Origin of the sequence: Butyricimonas sp. Marseille-P2440 (assembly GCF_900091675.1) — a bacterium.
Taxonomy (GTDB): domain Bacteria; phylum Bacteroidota; class Bacteroidia; order Bacteroidales; family Marinifilaceae; genus Butyricimonas; species Butyricimonas synergistica.
Genome location: NZ_LT594608.1, coordinates 559500 through 584291, shown reverse-complemented (window position 1 = coordinate 584291; position 24792 = coordinate 559500). Strand labels below are relative to the sequence as shown.

Sequence of the window (24792 nt, the reverse complement as noted above, 5' to 3'; positions counted from 1 at the left end):
ATGAGTAAGCTAAAATTGATTATATGGGGAGTGGTGGTCGTATTTGTTGTCGTGAAAGTTGTGAATTGGGAAGAAGGAATAGATTATCATTATTTAAAATCACATCATGATGTACGAGAAAAAGGGGACGGGCTTAATACGAATAATTATATTTATTCTGTTCCGTTGGATAGCATGAAGGCGGTTTTAAACAAATGCTTCGGGGATTCCGTTTCAGCTTTTCGCGGGATTCATGGGATAGAGTGGCATGGAAACACGGTGTTGTTGCAGTGTCCGAATGTGGGGAAATCTTATGTTTATAAACGTAATGATGGCACTTGGTTCGATTATAAAATTGGGTATATATTAAAGTTAGTGTCTCTTGCGGACGACTCAACAATGCTAATCGTAAGACTGTTTCCAAGTTTGCTGCGGGTGCGAAATTTTGGATTTTTCAAGTTAGAATGGATAGGAATCAATAGACCTGAGTTTATTGTGGTTCCCTCGTCCACGATAGAAGAATACGAGTTATTGAAATATATAGGAGAATGTTTGGGAGAAGTGGAAATGCCTCCTGTAAAGTATCCGAAAGCGGTTTCCGTAGAGGATATTAAAAAAAATGCGGTGAGATTAATGAGCTGATTTTTAGTGTATATTCTATAGTGAGTATTTTTTTTTACAAAAAAATCATTTTCGAGTCAATGATTTTTGCTCTTGAACTGTATTATAATTGAAAAAAAATAAATGACAATGGTGGAGCAAAACGAAATAGATGATAAATTACTCTTGTACCTTTTGGGCGAAGCGGATGATGCCGAGCGGAGAGATGTAGAGGTGTGGTTGGAGGCGGAGGAGTGCAATAGAGCGTATTTCCGGGAGTTTCAGCGTGTGCATCTGCAATTACAATGGGGTATGTATGCTCGGGAGGTGCAACCTGATTTCGCTTCTTTCCGGAAGAGGTTGCAAAAACGTCCGAATATGCGGATTTGGTATAGTGTGGCAGCTGTATTGGTGTTAGCTTTGAGCGTGGGTGGTGCTCTTTTGTGGTATTCGGGAGAGAAACCGGTACAAATGACACAGGTACAAAGCATCCAACCGGGAAAGCCTCAGGCGGTTCTGGTGTTGTCTTCAGGGGAGAAGGTCGAGATGGGAGAGATAGCCCGGCAGTTGGAAGAACAAGATGGAACTTCGGTACAGGTGAGTGAGTCGGGTAGTGTTTTCTACCAGTCTACACAAGGGAAAGAGGGTACGGAAAAGGATGCGGAGGAAATGATGAACCGTCTGTTGGTACCGAGAGGTGGAGAGTTTAATTTGACTTTGTCTGACGGAACACGGGTATGGTTGAATGCGGAAACGGAACTTCTTTATCCTGTAAGGTTTAACGGAAAGCAGCGGGTTGTTTATCTAAAAGGCGAGGCTTATTTCGATGTGGCAAAGAATCAGGAGGTTCCTTTTATCGTACAAGTAGAAGATGTGTCCGTCAAGGTGTATGGAACGGAGTTCAACGTGAATACTTACGAGGGTGTTGAAACGGTACTCGTGACGGGAGCCGTGGGAATGAAACAAGGAGGGAAAGAAGTGTTGTTAAAGCCAAATCAAAAAGGTATATTTGATAAGTCAAAGGATGGGATAAGGGTAGAAGACGTGGATGTATTGCCGTACGTGGCATGGAAAGACGGTGATTTTATCTTCCGGAACGAATCGTTGGGTTCGATCATGGATAAGTTGAGTCGGTGGTATGGTTTGGAAGTGTTTTATCAAAACGGAGAATTGTGTGATGTGCATTTATCCGGTAATTTGAAACGATATAAGGATGTGCAAGAGTTGTTCCGTTCTTTCGAGAGGATTTCGGACGCTCGCTTTAAGGTAAAAGGAAATACTGTATTTATAAGTAAGTTGTAATAAAAAAAGATGAAGATGTTCCCCCATCTTCACCTTTTGAAAGATAAATGAATAGGTCCATTGGCAAGCGGATCCCTATTCACTATGTGTAATCTTTTAATACAAATCTATGAAATCTAATTGGAAATACGCTGTTTTTAGCGTGAAAAAATCAAAGACTTTGAAAATTATGCGACTGTTGATGATTTTTTGTTTCTTTTTTGTTTCTGGGGTAATGGCAAACGGCTACTCGCAGGAACAGATTGTTTCCCTTGACTTGCATAAGTGTGATGTGAACACGTTATGTCAGGAAATTTGGAAACAGACAGGATTACGGTTCATTTACAATGAAGATCATGTAAAGAACTTGAAGGCTTTCGACGTGAAGGCAAGTGGAAAAACGGTTCGGGAGGTATTGGATGAGGTATTCAAAAATACTTCATTGCGTTATTTTTTCGAGCAGGATATCATCTATATCACGAATAAAGATGATGACAAGAAAAAGGAGAGTAAATCCGTGTCTGGGACGGTGAAGGACAAGAAGGGCGAACCGCTTCCGGGGGTGACCGTGTTGATCAAGGGAACAAGTGTCGGAGTCGTGTCTGATATCGAGGGTAAGTTTAAGATTGCCATCCCGAAAGATACGGTGACTTTCGTGTTCTCTTTCGTGGGAATGAAAAGACAGGAGGTGAAATATATCCCGGGCAAGAAGTTGAATGTCGTGATGGAGGAGGATGTGGAAGAAATGGAAGAGGTGGTTATCACGGGTTACCAAAGAATAGACAAGCGTCATCTGACGAGTGCCGTGACAACGTTGAAAGCTGATGATATTAATGTTGCCGGTATTTCAACCATTGATAAGATGTTGGAAGGGCATGTGCCGGGAATGATCTTCATGCAGAATTCCGGGCAGGTGGGAGCTGCCCCAAAATTGCGAATCCGGGGTTCTTCTACCGTGTTGGGTTCCCGTGAACCGCTTTGGGTATTGGACGGGATTATTTTGCATGATCCGGTGAATGTTGATCCTTCTCAAATCAATGATTTGGATTTCGTGAATTTGTTGGGTAACGCCATTTCAGGTTTGAATCCGGATGATATCGAACAGATTGATGTGTTGAAAGATGCTTCCGCAACAGCGTTGTACGGTACGCGTGCCGCCAATGGTGTGATCGTGATTACCACGAAGAAAGGTAAAGTGGGACCACCGACAGTTTCTTATTCGATGACTGGAAGTTTGTCTTTGCGTCCCCGGTATGGAGATCGGGAAGTAAATATGATGAATTCCGAAGAACGAATGGCTTTTTCTCGCGAATTGATTGAAAAAGGAGTCATGTTCACGAGGTTAAATGCTTGGGTTGGTTATGAGGCTGCAATTTCTGATTATTGGAATGGTAAAATGAATTTTGACGAGTTCCAATCTTTGGTAAGTCGTTATGAAACGGCGAATACTGATTGGTTTAAATTATTATGTCGTGACGCATTCTCGCATAATCATACTTTGAGTTTATCCGGGGGGACCGATAATATACGTTATTATGCTTCTTTGGGATATAACGATGAAAAAGGAGTGCTTAAGGGAGAGCAGAATAAACGTTATTCCACGAATTTGAATGTGACGGCTAACTATAATAAATTTTCAGCTCGTTTCGCTTTGCAGGCTAATGTAAATGAGAAAAGTTACACGCCTGAAGAGATCGATGTTTTGAGTTATGCTTTCAATACTGCCCGTACTATTCCGGCTTATAACGAGGATGGTTCTTTATATTATTATGATCGTATCGGAGAAGAAGATGGATCATTCCGTTATCCTTTCAATATCTTGAATGAGGTGAAAAATAGTTCTCGGGATATTGAAACGAATGGATTTACATTTAATACTTCTATAAATTACAAATTTACTAGTTATTTGAATACCGGATTGACAATCTCCTATTCAAATAGTAATACAAATGAAGAAACTTACAGGGGGGAGGAAACATTCTATGCTAATGAATTGAGGGATCGAATTGAAGAAAGTGGTAAATCTAATTATATGCCTTTTGGAGGAGAGTTGAATCAGTTGACTTCACGTAATAAGTCTTATACGGTAAGGTTGCAAGCTGATTTCAATAAATTCCTTGATGCGGAAAATATACACTTGATTACAGCTTCTATTGGGGGGGAGCTTTCTTCAACCCGGTATCGAGGGTTGCGTCAAACCCGTCGTTGTTATATCCCGGGACGTGGAGAAATTTTTGCACCTGTGGATATTAATGAATATCCGCTTTACGGAACTTGGTTAGCCACGGATGAACTTGCCCGGGGAAAACGTACAAATTCTTTGACAAATATGACATCAGGGTATTTTACTTTGGCATATAGCTATCGTGATCGTTATGTTTTAACTTTTAACACGAGAAGTGATGCTTCCAATAAATTCGGTAGTAAAAGTAATAACAAATTTTTACCGATTTGGGCTATTGCCGGACGTTGGAATACAAAAGAAGATGTATTAAAAACGGTAAATTGGGTAGATTTATTGTCATTGCGTGTTTCTTTCGGTTATCAAGGGAATATGTTGGATTCGCAAACCCCAGAATTGATTATCAAAAAAGGAGATCCGAATAATCAATTCGGGAATAAGTATGAATCAACGGTTAGTTCATTCCCGAATCCGAATTTGAAATGGGAAAAGACGTCTTCTTTGAATGTTGGTTTGGACTTTTCGTTCTTGAATACGGCGATTAGAGGTACTGTTTCCTATTATTATAAAAAAACGACAGACGCATTCTTGAGTAAAACGATTTCCGAGGTCAATGGTATAACCAATTACACGGTAAACTCGGGAACGATAGAGAATCAAGGTTGGGAAGTGTCTTTAAATTTTATACCTTTCAATCCTCAAGGAGGAACGGATGGTTTCCGTTGGAGCATTGATCCGCAGATTGGTCAGGTATTAAATAAATTGCTGAATCGGGCAATTAATAATAAAGACAAAGTAACCCGGGATGAGATTACTTATGCCGATTATTTGAGTGGTAATGTGGAAATACCCGGACGTGCTTTGAACTCGTTCTATTCTTATAAATTCAAGGGGTTGGATCCGAATGATGGTCGTCCGATGTTTTATGATATAGAGCTAGACGAGGTAAAAGAAAAATATCTTGCGATGGATGACAAAGAAGAAGTATATAAAACTGTCATGAAATACTCCGGCTGTCGTGTCCCGGTACTTCAAGGAAGTATCAATAATAAACTTTCCTATAAACGTTTGGTACTAGGATTCAATTTTACTTACAGTTTAGGCTCTAAAATTCGTTTAATGAAATTGTATCCTAATTTGAGTGGTTCGTATGGAACTTTAGCTCCGCAGCCTCATCAGAATGTACGTAGGGAGTATCTGAAACGTTGGCAAAAGGCTGGGGATGAAATGTATACAAATATTCCGGGTATAGTTGGTGGTACTGAGTTTACAAATTCATTATCTCCTTGGTGGAGAGATTATTCTTTCGCTTTTGGTAGTAATGTTTGGGAAATGTATGATAATTCAAATATTCGTGTCGTAAGTGGTAATTATTTGCGTCTGTCTTCTATGACATTACGATATTTATTTACTGAAAACATATGTAGAAAACTGCATTTGAAGTCAGCTTCTATTGAATTCACGGGAACGAATTTATTTACCTTATGTAATAAAAAATTAAAAGGGCAAGATCCTGCGACTCAATCGGGAAGTTCCCCGACTATTAATATGAGTATTCGTCCGACGTATTCTTGTCGTTTAAATATTACATTCTAATGTTGAGAAGTTATGAAAAATAGAATATTATATTGGGTTATTTGCTTGTTGGTTTTCACTTCTTGTGGTGATTTCCTGGAGGATTATTCTCAAGATTTGGCTTATGCCGCTTCAACTTCGGATTTGGAGGAACTATTGATTGGGAATTGTTATATCAAAAGAACCGCAAAAAAAACATCATTGTCGATAGCGGGAAGTGAGAAACATACTTTTCCATGGTTACATGTAATGGATGATGATTGTGTGGAACGTAATAGTTTAACGGATGCATACGGGGGATTTATGCCTATAGAAGGTTTCTATCATTGGGATAAGAATCCGTTCAATCAGAATGGGACACCGTATAAGGATGAAACATGGAGTGATCTTTACTCGCGAATCGCTATAGCGAATGTCGTTATTCCGAAAGTAGATGATATGACAGACGACCCTATAGAAGACCGTAACCGGATCAAAGGAGAGGCTTTGTTTTTGCGGGCAAGTTTCTATTATTTTTTGATAAATTTCTATGCTTTGCCATACTCTAAGACTACTGCCGACACGGAATTAGGAGTTCCGTTGAAACTAACAGAGTATATAGAGGATAAATATTTTTCTCGTAATACTGTTGCAGAAGTATATGACGCTATTGTCGAAGATTTGCAACAAGCCATCCCGTTGTTGAAAGGTGTTGAGCAAACTACAGTGTATCAGACAAACGAAGCTGCAGCCCGCTTGTTCTTGAGTCGGGTGTATCTGTATATGGAAAAATGGGAGGATGTTATCGCTCAATGTGATTCCGTGTTGAAGATGGCAACTTATTCTTTGGAAGATTTGCGTTCATTTACCATGGGAACCAGTTTTACTCGTTCCGGTTCTCCCGAAACCATTTTTTCTCAAGGATCTTATTCAATGGATCTGGTGATGCGCGAGCAATATTATAATGAATGGTATACTGCCGTTCTTCCTTGCCCGGTCGTTTCGGATGATTTGCAGGATAGTTATAATGAAAATGATTTGCGGTGGCAAGCTTTCATGCTGGAGAGTTATAAAACCCCGGGATTGTATCGTTGCATAAAATTGAGAGATCAGGATGTAGATGGTTATGTTTCGGATGTGTTTTTGTTGCGAATGGCTGAGGTGTATTTAAATAAAGCAGAGGCACAAGCCATGTCTGGTGATGAAGCCGGAGCGAAGGCAACGTTGAATATATTACGGGAAAATCGTTTTGTCCAAGGTCAAATGCCTACTATTGAGGATGAAATGATAACCAATAGGGACGAGAATTTCATTAACTTTATTAGAAACGAACGTCGTCGGGAATTGTGTTTCGAGGGGCATCGTTGGTTCGATTTACGTCGGTATGCAGTATCTTCGACACATCCTTTTACGAAAGAAATTCTTCATCCGCATTATTCAAGACCTTCTGCGTCACAATATTCTTTCGAGGGAAATTTCCGCTTGAAGAAGTATAATGAAGAGACAGCTTATGTACTGCCTATACCTGATTATGCCATAAGTTATAACAATGGTTCTTTAGTTCAGAATGAAATAAGAGAAGAACGTAAGATTAATAATTAAGTAGTCTATGAAAAAGATATTTTATATAGCAGCCATTATTTGTACATCATTTTTAGTTGCTTGTGATGATAAAGAGGATGATGTAATGCCAAGTTATCAAGATGAAAACTGGTGGGTAAATAAAGACAATCCTAATAGTGCATTGGACCACACGATATTTCAAGTTTATGAACAGTATGGTGTACCGATCTTTTATAATGATACCATTGGTTCCCAAGATAGGGGAACCGATGCTTTCGGACGTCCTAATATTTATTACGAGGTGATTAAATTGAATTACACGATTACAGGTAATATCTATGGAGAAGTTCCTAATGCTTATGTATTGTCTTCTAATGAAGAGGATATAATGGAAGGTGTTAAATTGCTGCGGGACTATGTTTTAGCGAGTTTTCCAGATTTTATAGATGCTCCTCGTAGCTATTTACTCGTGGATACATTGCATATGGGTTTGAACGATAAAAATTATCTGCCCTACATTGGTTCAGCTTTTTCCGGATTAACGACTGTTGCTGTCGGTAAACTACCGGACATCAAAAATATGGATGAAAAAGAAAAAAGGATGCTTGCGGGAGAAATATTAACCGCTCAAGTTGGAACTTATATTTACAATACTTACAACAAAACGGATTTGGATCCTTTTTATAAAGTATTGACCAAAGATGTTAATGAATATTATGGTTATGGAAACAAAGTGGATATTAATACTGCTCCAAGCAAATATAGTCCTTCTTATGCGCCTTGTGAAGAATACGGTTTCTTGAATCCTGCCCCTAATCGACCGATTATAGAGGGAGAATTGTATTATTTCCCCGCGAGAGATCAAGATGTGAATGACTATGTAGCTCTATATTTAGGTTTCACGGAAGAACAAGTGCGGGAATTATACGAGGAGGATTATCCACACGTTTTTAAAAAGTATGGTATTGTGAAGAGTATCATTGAAAAAATGCGAGCTGAAAAACTAGGAAACAATTAACAAATAAGTATCTGTATGAAAATTGTATGTAGATTAATAGCATTGGCAATATGCTATTTAGGGATGTGTGTGCCTGTACTTTCTGCCCAGGAGAAAGAAAAAGTAGAGGCGGATTCGACGAAACGGAAGGGGTTACCCGCTATTTCGGAGTTTATCAAGTCCGAGGCGGAAGTGCATGAAGGGATGTTCAACGTGTACGTGCAGGATGACAAGTATTACATGGAAATTCCCGACGCGATGATGGAGCGGGAATTTGTATCCATGATTTCCATTATCAAGGGGTCGGAAAATCCGAAGCCGACCCCTACTCAAATGTACGGTTACCCGGGGGATGCCTTGACTCACACGATCATTAGTTTCGAGCGGGGACCCAAGGACAAGGTGTTCGTGAAGAAGCCGACTTATGGTTATGCCGTGACGGACACGACGATGGGAATATACAATACGGTAAAGAATGCCAGTTTGATTCCCGTGTTATACGTGTTCGACGTGAAGGCGAAGAGTGACAATTCCCTGTTGTTGGATGTGACAGCAGCTGTGACCGGGGATAATGACTTGTTCTCCTTAAAGGCGTCAGCCAAGAAAATGGGATTGGGATCCTTTCAGGCAGACCGTTCTTATATGACAAAGATCAGTACTTTCAAGAATAATATCATCTTCCGTTCCGTGAAGAGTTACTCGGCGGGTTCGAGAGCGTTGCCGCCCAGTCCGGCATACCCCAAGGGCGGAAGCGAGCCGACGCCTCCCACGCGTTGGGAGATAGGGGTTTCCATTGCCCTGTTGCCGGAAGTGCCCATGCGTCCCCGTTTCGAGGATAGCCGGGTAGGATACTTTGCGTATGGTAAAGTGGATTTCGGGGCGAATCCGTACAAATCGGAGCGTATCAGCATGGTCAGCCGCTGGCGCTTGGAGCCGAAACCCGAGGATATGGAGAAATACAAGCGGGGAGAATTGGTAGAGCCTGTAAAGCCGATCGTGTTCTACATTGACCGGAATACCCCGAAGTTTTTACAGCCTTATTTCGTGGAGGCGGTGAACTTGTGGCAACCCGTGTTCGAGAAAATCGGGTTCAAGAACGCCATTATCGGTAAAATGGCTCCGACACCGGAAGAAGATCCCGACTTTTCTATCGAGGATATCCGTTATTCCGTGATTTCCTACAAGGCGTCATTGGTGGCGAACGCTTATGGTCCGCACATGGCAGATCCCCGTTCGGGAGAGATACTTTGCTCGCATATCGGAATCTTCCACAATGTGATGGCGATGGTACAGCAGTGGTATTTCTGTCAGGCTGCCGCTTCTGATCCCCGGGTGCGCCAGTACCCGATGCCGGAAGAGGTGATCGGCGACGTGATGCGTTTCGTCGTAGCCCACGAGGTGGGACACACCCTCGGGTTGCGCCATAATTTCGGGGCAAGCAGCACGTATCCCGTGGAGAAATTGAGAGATCGGGAATTCGTGAAGAAACACGGGCACACCGCTTCCATCATGGACTACGCGCGTATGAACTATATCGCCCAGCCGGAAGACAAGATCGACACGAAAGATCTGATTCCCGGTATCGGAATGTATGATGAATTTGCCATCGAGTGGGGATATCGTTATTTCCCCGGGATGAAACTGAACGAGGAAACCGCTTATTTGAGAAAATGGGTGAGTGAAAAATACAAGGAAGACCCGAAATACTGGTTCGGAACGGAATTGGATATGTCCGATCCCCGCTGGCAATCCGAGGACTTGGGTGACAATAGCATGAAAGCAAGCGAATACGGTATTAAGAACCTGCAGCTAATCATGAATAACCTGGAAGCGTGGACGAAAGGCGATGACGACGAGGCAACTTACCTGAAAATGATATACAACGGGGTATTGAATCAGTATATGTACTTCGTTACGCACGTGCTGAAAAACGTGGCAGGTCGTTACAGCGAAACTCCCTTGCGTTCGGAACCTGGAACGGGCTCCAGCATGGTGGAATTCGAACGTCAGAAAGAGGCGATGGACTTCCTCGCGAAACACGTGTTTAATAAGCCTGACTGGTTATTTGATAAACGTATCACGGGATTGGCAGAAGTCGACGGGTTGAAAACCTGGAGCAGTATCCAGCGTTTCGTGATTCAAAACTTGTTGCCGAAATCAGCATTCCTTACCACTTGCGTGGAATTGTACGGGCGTGAAGGGAATTACACCCCCGAGGAATTCTTCCGGGATATGGAAAACGGTATATTCTCCGAGTTGAGAAATGGGGACGAGATTTCTTCTTCCCGCCGTGACCTTCAGATGGAATACATCCGTCAGGTGATGGCGATCACGAATTACTCGGAAGTAAGAAAAACGACCAACCTGTTGACGTTGTTTACCCTGCAAATGGAGCGGGTGGCAAAGGCGGCAGAAGCCTACGCGGCGAAGACACAAGACGAGTCTGCCCGGATGCACGCTAACGCGATCGTGAAAACGATAGGGGCTTGGTTGAAGGGCGAGAAGAATGCTATATATTAAAAGGGAGGTTATGATGAGAAGTTATATATTGTTCATTGTATTGTGCCTGCTGGTGTCCTTGCCGGGTATCGGGCAGGAGAAGAAAGCCCCGGAAGAGAAAAAGACCGAGGTAAAGAAAGGACCCATACCGTTTGAGAAATTCTTCAAGGAAGGAATGAAACGGGTGGATGCTATTTTCCCCGTGTACGAGGCGGACGATAAATATTACATGGAGATAGCGGACGAATACTTGGGAAGAGATATCTTCATTTCCGGTCAGATGTTGAAAGGCATCGGGGTAAGAGCTTCCGGTCAGGAATCCGCCGGGGTAGTATGCTTCAAGAAGGGACCGAAAGATAAACTGTATATGTACAGCGAGTACAACGGTATGGTGGCATCCGGCGAACAACCTGAATTGGAGCGCATACTGGCGGAGGAAACCCTCTTGCCCGTGGAAGCGGTTTACCCGATCGTGGCTTGGGGAAAGGACTCCGCCGGGGTGATTATCGAGATCACGAACCAGATCAAGGGTGTTGCCGATTGGTACAAACTCTCGGACGAGGGCACGAGTGCCGCGCTCAAGGGAAACAAGCAGTCCGGCGGGGGCGAGATGATTTTCGTGAACGAGGTGTTGAAGAAGCGGAACGGGGTGAAATTCACCTTGACATGGATTGTTGACCAAAACGTGGCGGGAATCGAGTGTCACGTGGACTTGTTGCCCGAAAGACGTATGCGGGTACGCTACGCTGACGAAAGGGTGGGATACGAAACTTTGAATTACTACGATTTCGGGACGAATCCTTACGGGGTGAAGAAAAGAACCATCGTGACCAAATGGAACTTGGAACCGAAGGACATGAACAGTTACGCCAAAGGCATTCTGACCGAGCCGAAGGAACCGATCGTGTTCTATCTGGACGCCTACTTCCCGAAAGAACTGGTCAAATACGCCAAAGAAGGGGTTTTGCAATGGCAGTCCGCTTTCGAGAAAGCGGGATTTAAAAACGCCATTCAGGTAAAAGAGGCGAAGGACGAGAACGAGATGACTTCCGCCCGTGCCGTGATCTCGTACAGTATCAATGCCGGTAGCAACTCCACCTCTTTCGACCGGGATATCCGTACCGGGGAGATACTGGCTTGCAACGTGAATTTGAACCATGTTACGCTGGGAGGCTACTTGGAAACCTATTTCGCCCGTTGTGCCGGCGTGGATCCCCGTGTGGAAAAGAATTACTTCGATCCCCGTGTGGCAGGCGCTATCGTTCGTATGTTCGTGGCAAGGCAAGTGGGATTCGCCTTGGGATTGCTTCCCAATTACGCGGGTAGCTATGCGTACACTCCCGCCCAGATCCGTGATCGCGCTTTCGTGAGGAAGAACGGTTTCTCGGCTTCCGTGCTGGATGATTGTTCCTACAATTTCGCGGCACAGCCCGAAGACAAGATGACCACGGATGAGTTGATCGGCAGTAAAGTCGGTGTTTATGACCGTTGGGCTATCGAGTGGGGCTACCGGTGGTTCCCGGACAATAAAGATGCCAATGCCGACAGAAAGATATTGAAAGACTTGGCAGACCGTCGTTTGAAAGACAAGGCACTTCTTTACATGAAGAACACGAGTTTCGACCTTCGTGCCCTGCCTTCGGATTTATCTTCGGACAAGATAGAGGCGGCACGCTTGGGAATCCGCAACATGGAGCGTTTTATCAAAAACCTGAACAAGCTCTCCGCCTCTGCCGACAAGAAGAAAGACGATTGGATGGTGTATGCACAAGGCGGGGCGACGGCTTTAGGGTCATTGTACCAAAATCTGGTATACAAAGTGATGGAAAACATCGGCTGCCGCATGGCTTTGGAAAAAGGGGAAACCTTTTCTTCCCGGGAATTGCAGCAACAGACGTTGGAGTTCTTGAACGAGTGCGTATTTGCCGCCCCGCAACCGTGGATGTATGACAAGGTACTTGCCCGGGAATTCGGCGTGGGACCGGAAGCCGTGCGTTACGGGTTGCAGGAGATCGTGTTCACGTACTTGTTAAACCCGAAAGTGGTCGGAAATATCGAGTTGGCATCCCGTGTCGAGGGCGAAAAAGCGTATAATCTGATTGAATACTGGCAGGATATACGTCGGCTGCTATTCAAGGATTTTGACAAGAATACAGTTCTTTCCGCTTTCGAGTGCCACACGGAAAATATATTTATCATGTGCTTCATGGACTTGTTGGTGAAGAATGCCGTTCTAACTAACAGCAACAAATTGTCGACCTATGGCACGAACATGATCGCTTGGGTGAATGATATTCACGATCAGGCGAAAATATTGTCCGAGCAACACGCCGACCAAACGATGCGGGACCATTACCGAGCCATGATGTACCGTATCGAACAGGATATGAAACTGATAGCTTCCGTGACGAAGTGAGAATTATTGAATGAGGGAGCTTGCTCCGAATGTTTGTGGGCAGGGAGGCGTGTACCCGGGTACACGCCTCCCTTTTTGAGTGCCTTTAATATATGGAAAAAAGTATAAAAGTTGAGTGATTACCGCTAGAAAGCCGATTATTTTCATACCTTTGAGAAACTTATGGCAGGAAACAAGTCAAAATGCGTGTGAAACTTATTCGTTTTGAATGAAATTATTAGTTACTTTTTGTTCTTATGTGGGGTATGGGATGTTGTGGGGAGTTAGTTTTTTTTCGTTGCGGGTAATGTATTTGGTTACTGACGTACTATTTCTGATTCTGTATTATGGCATCCGTTATCGCCGCCGCGTGGTGGACACGAACCTGCGGAATGCTTTCCCCGAGAAAAGCAAAGAAGAACGCCGACGGATCGCCCGGCATTATTACAGGCACTTGTGCGACACCTTTGCCGAGTTCTATAAATTGTGGCATATATCGGAAGCCGAAATCAAGCGGCGTTGCGTGATGGTAAATTTGGACGTCCCGCGCCACTATTTTGAACAGGGACGTAGCGTGATCGCTTTCTCCGGGCATTACGGGAACTGGGAAATGATGTATTCTTATAAACTGTGGGAAAAGGGTATCGAGTTAATCCCGATCTATAAACCGATACACAACAAAATATTCGACCGGATGACGTGCAACATCCGGAGCCGCTTCGGTGCCACCCCTCTGGCGAAGGCGGACACGCTGCGTGTCATGCTGCGAAACCAGAAAGAGGGAAAGATATGTATGACCGGGTTTATCGGCGACCAGACCCCAAACAGGTATTCGCTTAACTTCTGGACTACTTTTCTGAATCAAGACACCCCCGTGATGGAGGGGACGGAACGGATTGCCCGGAAACTGAACCAGCCGGTAGTGTATCTCAACATGAGAAAAGTGAAACGCGGTTATTACCATGCCGAGTTCTACGATTTGTGTGCAAATCCTGGGGATTTGGAACCGGGAGAACTGACCCGTATGCACACCCGTATGCTGGAGAAGTTTATCCGTGAAAATCCCGAGTACTGGCTTTGGTCGCATCGGCGTTGGAAACACAAACGTCCCCAGCTGGAAACGGAATGACAGGAGTTCGGAAATATTCATGGCGTAAGATGATTTATATTTTATTTTGGCATTTTACCCATTTCGCGGCATCTCCGATGATAGCCTGGTAAGGATTGCTTCCGAGATCAAGTAACATGATTTTCACTTCCCCTGTGACAAATGGAAATTTCCCGAGTGAAACCCATCCGTATCCGGTTTGTCGAATTTCAAGCGTAATGCTTTCTTCCCCTTCGGCATGCGTGAATTGGTAAGTTTGCGTGGGATTCTCCACGATTTGTTTTTTTCTATCGACATATTGTTTGATATACCCGTTTTGGCTAAATAGTTTTTCATCGAGATAAACGAATATTTCATATATTCCATCCTCGGGTAGCATGGTGTTCCACTCGACGTGGGAATTTCCCATTCCCGCGAGTCTTATACAATAACTCTTCACGGGTTCCCCGTAACAGTTGTTCATGAGGTCATATTCCCTAGTCCACCGTTGATAACTAGATAAAGGTGAGTATTTTCCCTTTTCCTCTTGTACCAAACGTGTTAGGACCTGTCGGGATTCGACAACACGGAACCCGTTATCCTCGTTATCCACGATAAATTCATTCGAGGGTGTGATAAAGAATGTGCTGTCGCAATCAAATATCCCAGGTGTAGTATTTTTGATACTTCCTGTGGGTTCAATATTTTTGAAATTGTAAAATGCCGGGATATTTCGAGCCAAATTGGTTTGCACTTGGAGTGAAAATTTATCCGGTTCCTCAGGGATATAAACCCTGAGTTCTTTGCATGTTTTTGCGGGTATTAGGTAATGTATATTTTGCTCAAGATGTGAACCCGTGAGGGTGATTATGCCATCGGTAGTTCCCCGGTTCCACACCTTTATGCTTTGTAGGAAACCTCTTTCCCCGGTAGTGTTTTCAACCTGTTGCACACGGATATCTCGTACACGGAACTCGGGCAATCCTTTTTCTTTATATAATTGTCGGGTAAGTGCTAATAGATTAAAAGTGTCAATCGCTTGTAATTCTTTGCATAGCCGCTCGTGGTCCACTTCGCTGAAAGCGTGTGTCGAGTAGAAACGTTCCATGAAATTTTGAAATCTCTCGGGAGAAATGGAACATAGGATACGGGTCAGGAACGTGATACTTTTTGCGGTCAGATATTGTTGGAAATGCAATGATTCTTGTGGTTCTTGAAAAATATCGAGCAAACAATGGTCGTCGAAGTATACGGATGCATTCTCGTAACTAGGATTGTCATTATAACTGTAAAGTGCGTTTCCCCAATAGTTTTGAATCTTTTGGAATACCCGATGAATACCGGGAAATTCGGGAGAAGTGATTTGCACGTGGTATTTTTGTAATAAATCTGCTAAATCGTACTCGTTACTCGTGTATTCTTCTTTTTCCGCTATCACGGGGAAGCCCGCGTGTATAGTCCGGGAGGAGGAGTAAGCACGAGTATATTGGGAGAACCATTCTGCTTCCGGGGGGATACCCGGGGTGGAAGCTTCTGCGGGGATTTTTATTCCTTGTGTGCTCAAAGCCTCCCGTTCCGGACGGAAAATCATTTCGGGTTGCACGTACTCGCTTCCCGTTTTCCATGTTCTGGCATACGCGCAATAGTTGACAGGTACTTCAATCATGGCTAATTTGTCGAACGCGTATGCCTGATCTTGCCTTTCCAGGTCTTGCAACCAAAATTGCAACACCATCGGGAATTGTTCAGGTAATTCCGGCAGGAAATCCTCATGCTGTTTTAGTACATAGGTTTCAAATCGGATATCATTCACCGTGAGTTGTTTTTGTGTATAATTGCCGATGCAGAGGGAAAGTCCGGGTAACGGGATCTCGTTCGTGAAATATGCCGTGTCTCTTTGTTCGATACGCTTGCCTTGGGAAACCGGAGTGCGTTCTTTTTCTCCTATGACAGAGAGCTGGAATTTCGTGTAATTTTGAATTGTCATCATCGGGGACAACACGTTTACAGGGGGAAGTGTCACCGGGTACCACAGGCATTCCGGCGTGAGTAGCGTGAAATCCTCCCGCAAGTAATGGAAGTCCATTCCCGTGTTGAAGTGATAATACTGCCGGAGTTTGTACAAGGAATCCAAATTTTCTATTTCCGCGTAACATACTTCCGGGACGATGTGCCCGCGGTATTGAAGGGTTAATTCCCGTGAAGTATGTGAGGACAAGGAAATGGGGATGATGATCACCTGTTCTTCCCGCTCGAAAGCGACCTCTTTTCCATTTCCAGTGAGCCTGGTGACTTTTAATCCGGGATTTAGGTACAGTAGGATAGAGGAAAGTGTTTCCTCGTGTGGGTTGTGTATTTGTAGAGTACTGGTTGCTCGATAGGTGTTTCCGTTTTGCTCGAACGTGATACTGTGTTCTGTGATGCGGGCTTTAGGCATTCCCTTGTGTTTTGCGAACACTTCCCGGAGTTGTTTGCGGTATTGGTGTATTTGCTTTTGTTCTTGCAAGTAAATTATTGCCGGGATGAAACCTGCCGCGATAAATGACAAGTAAAGCCATTTCGTCTGTCGATAACTCCGTTGCGAGTCCGGTATTCGGGTGATAATATGGATACCCGCGATCAACAATCCGCATCCCAAGAGAAAAAAGGTGGAGCGTTGTAAAAAATAGAGGAATGCTTGCGCCATTCCTGTCACCTCCGAGAGCACGTTGGGCATGTTCGTGAGAAATAAGTCATTTATCCCGTGCAGCCGATTGGCGAGTAAAACGGTCCCGAGGTAAAAAATGACCAATAGACACGATACCGCGAGGACACTTTTTCTTAATACACTTTTGATGAATAAAGAAACTCCCGTCACGAAGATTATCGTTGGCACGGATAACGTGAAAAAGTAGAACAAGTACGGGAAGAACGAGAAGGGCGAATCGCTTAAAAACAAATGTATGCTTATTGCGATACTTGCGGCAGTGACATCAAACAAAAATATGACCAAGAGAAAGCCTACTATTTTTCCTGCTAGCCATTCCGCGTTCGAAAACGGGCGTACGCTGAGGGAGGTGAACGAATCGATTCGTTCTTCCTCCTGAAGCGAATGTCCGGTCCAAAATATAATGATTAAAGCCTGCAACCAGTTGACCATGTAGGCATTCGTGAAAGGAATCATCGAGGGTAACGCGATGGTCAACCACATGGGCGACGCTAAATTACTTTGCGTGATAACGTGTATAAACGCTATTAATAATATGGACAGGCATAGAATGCCCGTGAGCACCCGATCCCTGCGGAGCAATTTCATCTCATTCGTCGCTATATGTTTGACCGTATTGTAATTCATCGTGTTCTCTTGTTGATTATTATTCACTTGTGCCGCTTCGCAACTATTTTTTAAGTCGATATGGAATCGGATTTGTCTCTTTGGGCGAGATGTCTAGTAAACTATTTATGTCGAATGTATTAGTATGTGATTTTGAATATATGCTTTTCGTTGCGCCATCCTCGCAAACTAGAAAAATTTCTCAAGAATTAGATTTTGAAAAGTCAGCATAATCTGGATCTGATGGTTTAGATAAGCCATATTTATTTATAGCAATAACTCGAAATTCGTATCTGATAGGTTCAAAATCTCCTTTGTACGTGTATTCTTGAATTTCAGGAAGCAGGCTCCAATTTATTAGCCGCTTCCATTTGGTATCATATTGGGATTTTACTTCTATCCAATAACCTGTAATAGGTGTACCTCCATTATTTCTTGGTGGTTTAATTTTTATTTTAACCTCACAAGTTTCTGCAAATAGCATTGTACTGAAAAATAAACTGATCAGTAAGACTGTAATTCTTTTTGTAGTTCTCATAATAAATCAAGTTGATTATTTGTTCTATATTAATACACGATAAGGAGGAAAAAGGATTAAAACTTTTTTAATTTTTCACTCGTGTTTTACCTTCGTGTATGCCGATCGGGAAGCCCGGGTGTTAAAAGCCGATACCGCGAAGACATAAGCGATGATGCCTTCCGGTTGGAAATCCTCGTGAAGTGGGAAATCTGCTTTACCGGGATTCCCCCGTTTACCCAGCGGGAAGACTAGGTCGCTTCCTGCCTTTGGGTCGAAAATGGCAAGAAATAAATCGTCCTCGTCTTTTGCCACCGGGGAAAGTGGTTGCCGGAACCATTCGGCATGTATACGCCTTCCCCTGTCGTTGCAGGTTACTGCCACCGTGGGCGGGAGCAGGTTGCCTGTCGAGCAAGTGATGCGCTCGAGGTGAACCGTCACGGCAAGCGTTTCTTCGTCGACTTCCACGGCATTTTGGTTTGTCCCGATAAATAGGGCACGAGCTTTTGCCCACGACACTCCCCGGTACCCTTTCTTCAACGCGTTGTAAAAACCGAGTGACAGGTCGGAAAGCGTGGCAAACCGTATTTGTTGTACCCGTTGCGCGGGCGATTGTTTTTTACTTTTGATGAAAATCTTGGCTCTAGCCACGTTTTTCCCATCGTAATGGCACATGGTCACGTTTCCCACGGAACCCGATGCCTTGTCGAATAAATGTGAATGAAATATTGCCATATTGAATAGAGTTATAAAGTTTATCAAGTTTGTAAGGTTCATAAAGTGGCAATAACAACCCGGTCAACAAAGCAAGTATCACAAGCTTTGTTGACGGTTGCCACTTCACTCCGCACACGGGTTTACTTTAACTGTACGTTGAAGTAAATACTGTTCGTGAATTTGTCTTTCTCTTGGTTCATGAAGAACGCGTAAACGTGTGCTTCCCGCGCGGACGGGTTTTCTAGCGGGATCAAAGCGCGGCCATCTGCACGGGTTGTTCCGGTGTGATCGATTATCTCGACCCGGAAAGGTTCGTTGTCATAGATGACTGCCAATGCCAATTCGTCCTTGTTCCTGCGGTCGCTGCTCCACGGGGTGGTTTCCCAAACCAAGGAAAGCATACCTGCTGGGGCTTCCTGTTGCCGCATTTGGAAAGGGATTTGTAATGTCCCCAGCGTGAGATGGAGCAGGCGAAAATCACCGGTGGAGTAGTTCGCGTTGTAAGCCTGAAGATTTGTTTGTATAAAAAGATTGTATCCCGATATGATCTCTTTCCGGGTGGCTTCCATGCGCCACGTGTCGTACAGGTACGTTTTCTTTATCGATTGATAAAGCGTGACAACTGCCGCCATACGGGCATTTTGGGCAGCCCGGGTCGCGGAACCGGCGTTACCGTCATACGAGGGCAATGCCCTGCCGAATGTTTTCTTTCCTTTTTGGAATATGACCATTCCCTTGTACTGCCCTTTGGCATCTTTTAGTACTCCTGATTTGATTTCAACCATAACTTTACCTTTAAATATTACCTAATACTCCTCGATCCATCCATTTTGCCTTTTGGAAGGCTTTCTAAAGGTACTGCCGGAAGGAGGCTTTGTCAAGTTAAATTTGCTTTTATTTCGTTAAAACGTGGGCGAAGAGTGGGCGAACTGTAGGCAACGAGTGGGTGATGTCGCCTAAAACCCGCCCAAAACCCGGGCAAAACCCACTCGTGAAGGGAGAATTGGTTGCGGTCAGCGGTATTTCGCCCTCAGTAAAGGATAAAATGGAAAATCGTCAAAAAAATATTATATTTGTGATATAAACAAAGATTGCCATGGGTATAGATTACTTGAAAGAGCGTTACGTGAATCCTTACACCGATTTCGGGTTCAAGCGGTTGTTCGGGGATGAGATTAGTAAAGATTTATTAATCAGTTTTCTCAACGCTTTATTGCACGAGGAACAACACATCGTGGATATTACTTATTTACGAAATGAACATCTGGGATTTCTGGAGAAAGACAGGAAAGTCGTGTTCGATGTTTACTGCGAGAATGACAAAGGGGAGAAGTTTATTGTCGAGATGCAGAAAGCCGAACAACAATTTTTCAAGGATAGAAGCGTGTTCTATTCTACTTTCCCTATACGGGAACAGGCTTTACGGGGAGAATGGGATTATAGTCTGAAGGCTGTTTATACTATAGGTATACTGAATTTTGTTTTTGACGAGGATCGGGAGGACGAGAATTATTATCATCACGAGATTAAATTAATGGATATTAATAAAAAGGAAGTGTTCTATGATAAACTCTCGTTTATTTACCTCGAGATGCCGAAATTCATGAAAACGGAAACGGAACTTGTAACTTTGTTCGACAAGTGGATGTATGTACTCAAGAATCTCCCCCGGTTAATGGAACGCCCGATTGCTTTACAAGAACGGATTTTCGAGCGGGTGTTCAGGATTGCGGAGATCGCCAAATTCAATAAAAACGAGCTGGTGGAATACGAGGAGAGTTTGAAAGTTTTCCGGGATATGAACAATGTGATTAACACTGCCGAGTTGAAGGGAGAAATCCGAGGAAGGGCAGAAGGAAGGGCAGAAGGCGAGAGAATGAAAGCTCTTGATATCGCCCGCAATTTGAAAAGCAACGGTTTGTCGATAGAAGATATTGCGAAGTTTACCGGGTTGAATCCGGAAGAAATTTTGAAACTTTAGTACTGGTGCGGGGGGTAAAAAAAGAAGTCAGGTAATGTTTGATTTACCTGACTCCCGAATGAAAAATTTGTTGAAAACGAGTTTTTTATTTCATCGCTTCCTCGATGGCAACGGCAACGGCAACCGTTGCGCCCACCATCGGGTTGTTACCCATCCCGAGGAATCCCATCATCTCCACGTGGGCGGGAACGGATGACGAACCGGCGAATTGTGCGTCGCCGTGCATACGCCCGAGCGTGTCGGTGAAGCCGTAGCTTGCGGGACCTGCTGCCATGTTATCCGGGTGAAGGGTACGTCCGGTACCACCCCCGGAAGCCACGGAGAAGTATTTCTTCCCGGTTTCCATGCACTCTTTCTTGTAAGTTCCGGCAACGGGATGCTGGAAACGGGTCGGGTTCGTGGAGTTCCCCGTGATGGATACGTCCACTCCCTCGTGGCGCATGATGGCAACACCTTCCCGAACATCGTCGGCGCCATAGCATCTCACTTGCGCGCGTTCCCCCTTGGAGTAGGCTTTCTCCCGCACGATTTTCAATTCCCCGGTGTAATAATCAAATTCGGTCTGCACGTAAGTGAAACCGTTGATACGGGAGATAATCATGGCGGCGTCTTTGCCCAAGCCATTAAGGATCACTTTCAGCGGTTGCTTGCGTACCTTGTTGGCAGATTTGGCAATGCCGATAGCGCCCTCCGCGGCGGCGAAAGACTCGTGACCGGCAAGAAAAGCGAAGCATTTGGTTTCCTCGCGGAGCAACATGGCGGCAAGATTACCGTGTCCCAGCCCTACCTTGCGGTCGGCGGCAACGGAACCCGCGATACAGAAAGATTGCAGCCCCTCGCCGATAGCTTCGGCAGCCTCTGCCGCTTTCGTGCATCCTTTCTTGATCGCGATAGCCGCGCCTACAACGTAAGCCCACGCCGCGTTCTCGAAAGCGATAGGCTGAATCTCTTTACACATCTTGTACGGGTCTATCCCTTTCGCGTCGCAAATTGCCTTTGCCTCGTCGATGTCCTTGATCCCGTAGCTATTTAATACCGCGTTGATTTGATTTATCCGGCGGTCATAACTTTCAAATAAAGCCATAATAATTTTGAATTTAATGATTACAAAGTCGTTTGCGACTTTTTCACTGAATTGATTTATTCTTGCCGCGGGTCAATGTATTTAACGGCTTCTGCGAAACGACCGTAAGAACCTTTCGCTTTGTCCACGGCTTCTTTCGGGTCGATGCCTTTTTTCAGCATGTCGGTGAATTTGCCCAAGTGAATGAACTCGTAGCCGATAACCTCGCCGTCCTCGTCCAGACCCATGCGGGTAACGTAACCTTCTGCCATTTCAAGATAGCGGGTTCCCTTGGCACGAGTGCCGAACATTGTACCTACTTGGCTGCGCATCCCTTTGCCCAAGTCTTCAAGGCTGGCACCGACGGGAAGACCACCCTCGGAGAAGGCGCTTTGGCTGCGTCCGTACACGATCTGCAAAAATAACTCGCGCATGGCGGTATTGATAGCGTCGCAAACCAAGTCCGTGTTCAAGGCTTCCAGTAACGTCTTGCCGGGAAGAATCTCGGATGCCATGGCGGCAGAGTGAGTCATCCCGGAGCAACCGATGGTTTCCACGAGTGCTTCCTCGATGATTCCGTCCTTGATATTCAAGGTCAATTTACACGCTCCTTGTTGCGGCGCGCACCAGCCGATCCCGTGGGTTAATCCTGAAATGTCCTTGATTTCTTTGGAACGAACCCATTTCCCTTCTTCCGGGATAGGAGCCGGACCGTGATTCGGTCCTTTCTTCACAACACACATGTGTTGTACTTCATGTGAGTAAATCATTGTCTTTGTTTTTGATTGATATATTGTTAAATACCTCGTCTAAATGCTAATCGCGGGCAAAATTAACACATTTGTTCCGGATAAAAAATATCTTATAAAACATATAATTGCGCATACGTTTGCATTATAACATATTGGTATATAATATATTATTAAAAGTGCCCGGAAGATTTGGCATTTTGCCCGTTTATGCCTAATTTTGATAAATTAAATAACGAGTGATGAAAAGAGTTTTATTTGTTGGATTGATGTTAGCGTGTTTCCTTGTATTGGCGGGATGCAAGGACGATACCGTGAAAATAAAGTACGTTTTTTATTTCATTGGTGACGGCATGGGGGTGAATCAAGTGAACGGAACGGAAATGTTTCTTGCCGAACTGGATAGCGTGATCGGGGTAAAGGCTTTGAATTTTGCGGGCTTCCCCGTGCGTAATTACGCCACTACTTATTCCGCGTTCAACGGGGTCACGTGCTCGGCTGCCGCGGGAACAGCATTAGCCACGGGCGAGAAAACGAAAAATTACACGATTGGAATGGACCGGGAACGGAAGCAACCCCTGTACAGTGTCGCTCGAAAAGCCAAAGATGCCGGGCGCAGGGTTGGGATTATTACCAGCGTGGGGATGAATCATGCCACGCCTGCCGCCTTTTATGCCCACCAGCCGAGCCGGACGATGTACTTCGAGATCGGGAAGGATGCCGCTGTCGCCGGGTTTGACTTGTACGGGGGAGGGGGAATCATACGGGCGGTTTCCCCGAATGATTCGTTGAATCTTTACCGGGTACTGGAAGGGGCGGGTTACGTGATTACCCGTGGAGATAAGATGTTCCGGGAGAAAGCGGGAGAGGCGGCGAAGGTTGTCATGTTACAAGAGGGAGAGAAGTCGACGCTTCCTTATGCCATTGATCGAGGCAAAGAAGATTTGACATTGGCACAGATGACTGCCGGGGCGATCGGTTATTTGAACCGGGGTGACGAGGGATTCTTTCTGATGGTAGAGGGCGGTCTGATCGATTACGCTTGCCACGTGAATGATGCTGCGACAGCGTTCCGGGAAACGGTGGATTTTGCCGATGCAATCCGGGAGGCGATTCAGTTTTACACGAAACATCCGGACGAAACTTTGATTGTTGTTACCGCCGATCATGAAACGGGAGGGATTGTTCTTGGTGACGGGTCATATGAATTGAATCTAAAAATACTGGGGAACCAAAAAATATCGTTGGAACGGTTGACGGGAAAAATAAAAGAGATGCGTAAAACAAAAAATAATAAAGTGAGTTGGGAAGAAGTAAAAGCCGTTTTGTCCGAGAATCTTGGTTTCTGGAAGGAAGTTGTTTTGTCGGAAGAAAATGAGCGGCGGTTGAAAGAGTGTTATGTAAAAACGTTTTCCGGGCAAGAGGTGGAAATGGTAAAAAATCTTTATTCCGAGGATGAACCGATAGCTATATTGGGGGTGCGTGTCTTGAACGATATGGCTAGGGTGAAGTGGGCGAGTGGCGGACATTCGGCAGGCGTGGTACCCGTGTATGCCACTGGTAGCGGGGCTGAGCGCTTTCAAAGACGTTTGGATAACACGGATATTCCCAAGGTTATCATTGAATTAGCAGGATATTAAAACGGTATTGATGTTTTTTCTTTTTTGTTACGATTAATTAATTAGGCTTTTCTCGTTGGAATTGATTTCTTTACTGAGTTTTAGTAGCATGGAAAAATGTAAGTAAGATGGCAAGAAGTGACGTGCGAACAACAAGTGATAAAGTGAATGATGTGGAACTGGTATTTAAAGAATATTACGGTTCTTTGTGTTATTTTGCTTCCAAGTATTTGCAAGACGAGGAGGTGATCGAGGATATCGTGCAAGATATATTTATTACTTTGCTGGAGAGAAAGACTCAATTCCAATCTGAAACTCATTTAAAGAATTTTTTATACCTTTCCGTCCGTAATGGTTGTTTGAACCATATGCGTAACTTGCGGTCGCGGGATAGATATATCGCTTCGTTAGCCCGTGAAGAACAGGAGGAGTCTTTTGAGGAGAATATCATCTTGGCGGAAGTCCATCGTGAATTGGCTACCGCTGTGGGCAAATTGCCGGAAGAATGCCGCAAAGTGTTTGAACTCTGCTATTTTCAAGGGCTTGATAACGAGAGTGCCGCCAAAGAGCTAGGGGTGAGTATTAATACTGTTAAGGCACAAAAAGCCCGCGGGAAAAAGATACTGAAAGAGAGCCTGAAAGACCTTATGCCGCTTTTTTTCTACTTTTTTATGGGATGAGCAAAAAAAAGAGGCT

At 44.4% G+C, this 24792-nt stretch carries 17 protein-coding genes; 11 read left to right on the top strand and 6 right to left on the bottom strand.

The features are described 5' to 3' along the window. The 8 genes from BN8899_RS05975 (at position 1) to BN8899_RS05940 (ending at position 14179) form a co-directional block, all read left to right on the top strand. Positions 1 to 621 carry a hypothetical protein gene (locus BN8899_RS05975; RefSeq protein WP_065218706.1) on the top strand — a complete coding sequence of 207 codons (621 nt, stop codon included), beginning with the start codon at positions 1 to 3 and terminating at the stop codon, positions 619 to 621. A gap of 108 nt (positions 622 to 729) precedes the next feature. Next, complete coding sequence (locus BN8899_RS05970; protein WP_065218705.1) at positions 730 to 1881, top strand: FecR family protein; 1152 nt, start codon at positions 730 to 732, stop codon at positions 1879 to 1881. A gap of 109 nt (positions 1882 to 1990) precedes the next feature. Beyond that, on the top strand, positions 1991 to 5638 hold the full coding sequence (locus BN8899_RS05965) for a SusC/RagA family TonB-linked outer membrane protein (RefSeq protein ID WP_065218704.1): 3648 nt from the start codon (positions 1991 to 1993) through the stop codon (positions 5636 to 5638). Positions 5639 to 5650: 12 nt separating this feature from the next. Beyond that, positions 5651 to 7198, top strand: coding sequence for a RagB/SusD family nutrient uptake outer membrane protein (locus tag BN8899_RS05960; RefSeq protein ID WP_065218703.1), 1548 nt, complete (start codon positions 5651 to 5653; stop codon positions 7196 to 7198). A 7-nt stretch (positions 7199 to 7205) separates the two neighbouring features. Beyond that, positions 7206 to 8177: a hypothetical protein gene (locus BN8899_RS05955; RefSeq protein ID WP_065218702.1), complete on the top strand. Its 972-nt coding sequence runs from the start codon at positions 7206 to 7208 to the stop codon at positions 8175 to 8177. A gap of 15 nt (positions 8178 to 8192) precedes the next feature. Continuing rightward, positions 8193 to 10676: a zinc-dependent metalloprotease gene (locus BN8899_RS05950; RefSeq protein WP_065218701.1), complete on the top strand. Its 2484-nt coding sequence runs from the start codon at positions 8193 to 8195 to the stop codon at positions 10674 to 10676. 10 nt (positions 10677 to 10686) lie between these two features. Next, the gene (locus BN8899_RS05945) at positions 10687 to 13071 is read left to right on the top strand and encodes a zinc-dependent metalloprotease (RefSeq protein ID WP_187376782.1); all 2385 of its coding nucleotides are present in this window, start codon (positions 10687 to 10689) and stop codon (positions 13069 to 13071) included. A 208-nt stretch (positions 13072 to 13279) separates the two neighbouring features. Then, a complete protein-coding gene (locus BN8899_RS05940; RefSeq protein ID WP_065218699.1) occupies positions 13280 to 14179 on the top strand; it encodes a lysophospholipid acyltransferase family protein in 900 nt (299 codons plus the stop codon). Between the two features lie 34 nt (positions 14180 to 14213). Here BN8899_RS05940 and BN8899_RS05935 read toward each other — a convergent pair whose 3' ends face one another. The 4 genes from BN8899_RS05935 to BN8899_RS05920 form a co-directional block, all read right to left on the bottom strand. Next, positions 14214 to 17471 (bottom strand): golvesin C-terminal-like domain-containing protein, encoded by a 3258-nt coding sequence (locus tag BN8899_RS05935; RefSeq protein WP_148375292.1) that lies wholly within the window; start codon positions 17469 to 17471, stop codon positions 14214 to 14216. Between the two features lie 181 nt (positions 17472 to 17652). Beyond that, positions 17653 to 17988 carry a fibronectin type III domain-containing protein gene (locus BN8899_RS05930; protein WP_065218697.1) on the bottom strand — a complete coding sequence of 112 codons (336 nt, stop codon included), beginning with the start codon at positions 17986 to 17988 and terminating at the stop codon, positions 17653 to 17655. 75 nt (positions 17989 to 18063) lie between these two features. Continuing rightward, a complete protein-coding gene (locus tag BN8899_RS05925) occupies positions 18064 to 18702 on the bottom strand; it encodes a hypothetical protein (protein WP_065218696.1) in 639 nt (212 codons plus the stop codon). Positions 18703 to 18824: 122 nt separating this feature from the next. Continuing rightward, a complete protein-coding gene (locus BN8899_RS05920) occupies positions 18825 to 19469 on the bottom strand; it encodes a hypothetical protein (protein ID WP_065218695.1) in 645 nt (214 codons plus the stop codon). Positions 19470 to 19780: 311 nt separating this feature from the next. On the opposite strand from BN8899_RS05920, the gene BN8899_RS05915 reads away from it, so the two are divergent. Next, positions 19781 to 20665 carry an Rpn family recombination-promoting nuclease/putative transposase gene (locus BN8899_RS05915; protein ID WP_065218694.1) on the top strand — a complete coding sequence of 295 codons (885 nt, stop codon included), beginning with the start codon at positions 19781 to 19783 and terminating at the stop codon, positions 20663 to 20665. Between the two features lie 85 nt (positions 20666 to 20750). On the opposite strand, the gene BN8899_RS05910 is transcribed toward BN8899_RS05915, so the two are convergent. Together BN8899_RS05910 and BN8899_RS05905 are read right to left on the bottom strand one after the other, a co-directional pair. Further along, entirely contained in the window at positions 20751 to 21749 is a 999-nt protein-coding gene (locus BN8899_RS05910; protein WP_065218693.1) for a GGGtGRT protein, read from the bottom strand. A 56-nt stretch (positions 21750 to 21805) separates the two neighbouring features. After that, positions 21806 to 22498, bottom strand: coding sequence for an iron-sulfur cluster assembly scaffold protein (locus BN8899_RS05905; RefSeq protein WP_018339406.1), 693 nt, complete (start codon positions 22496 to 22498; stop codon positions 21806 to 21808). A 221-nt stretch (positions 22499 to 22719) separates the two neighbouring features. On the opposite strand from BN8899_RS05905, the gene BN8899_RS05900 reads away from it, so the two are divergent. After that, positions 22720 to 24117 carry an alkaline phosphatase gene (locus tag BN8899_RS05900; protein WP_065218692.1) on the top strand — a complete coding sequence of 466 codons (1398 nt, stop codon included), beginning with the start codon at positions 22720 to 22722 and terminating at the stop codon, positions 24115 to 24117. Positions 24118 to 24224: 107 nt separating this feature from the next. Then, on the top strand, positions 24225 to 24776 hold the full coding sequence (locus tag BN8899_RS05895) for an RNA polymerase sigma-70 factor (RefSeq protein WP_018339404.1): 552 nt from the start codon (positions 24225 to 24227) through the stop codon (positions 24774 to 24776). Positions 24777 to 24792 lie beyond the last annotated feature (16 nt).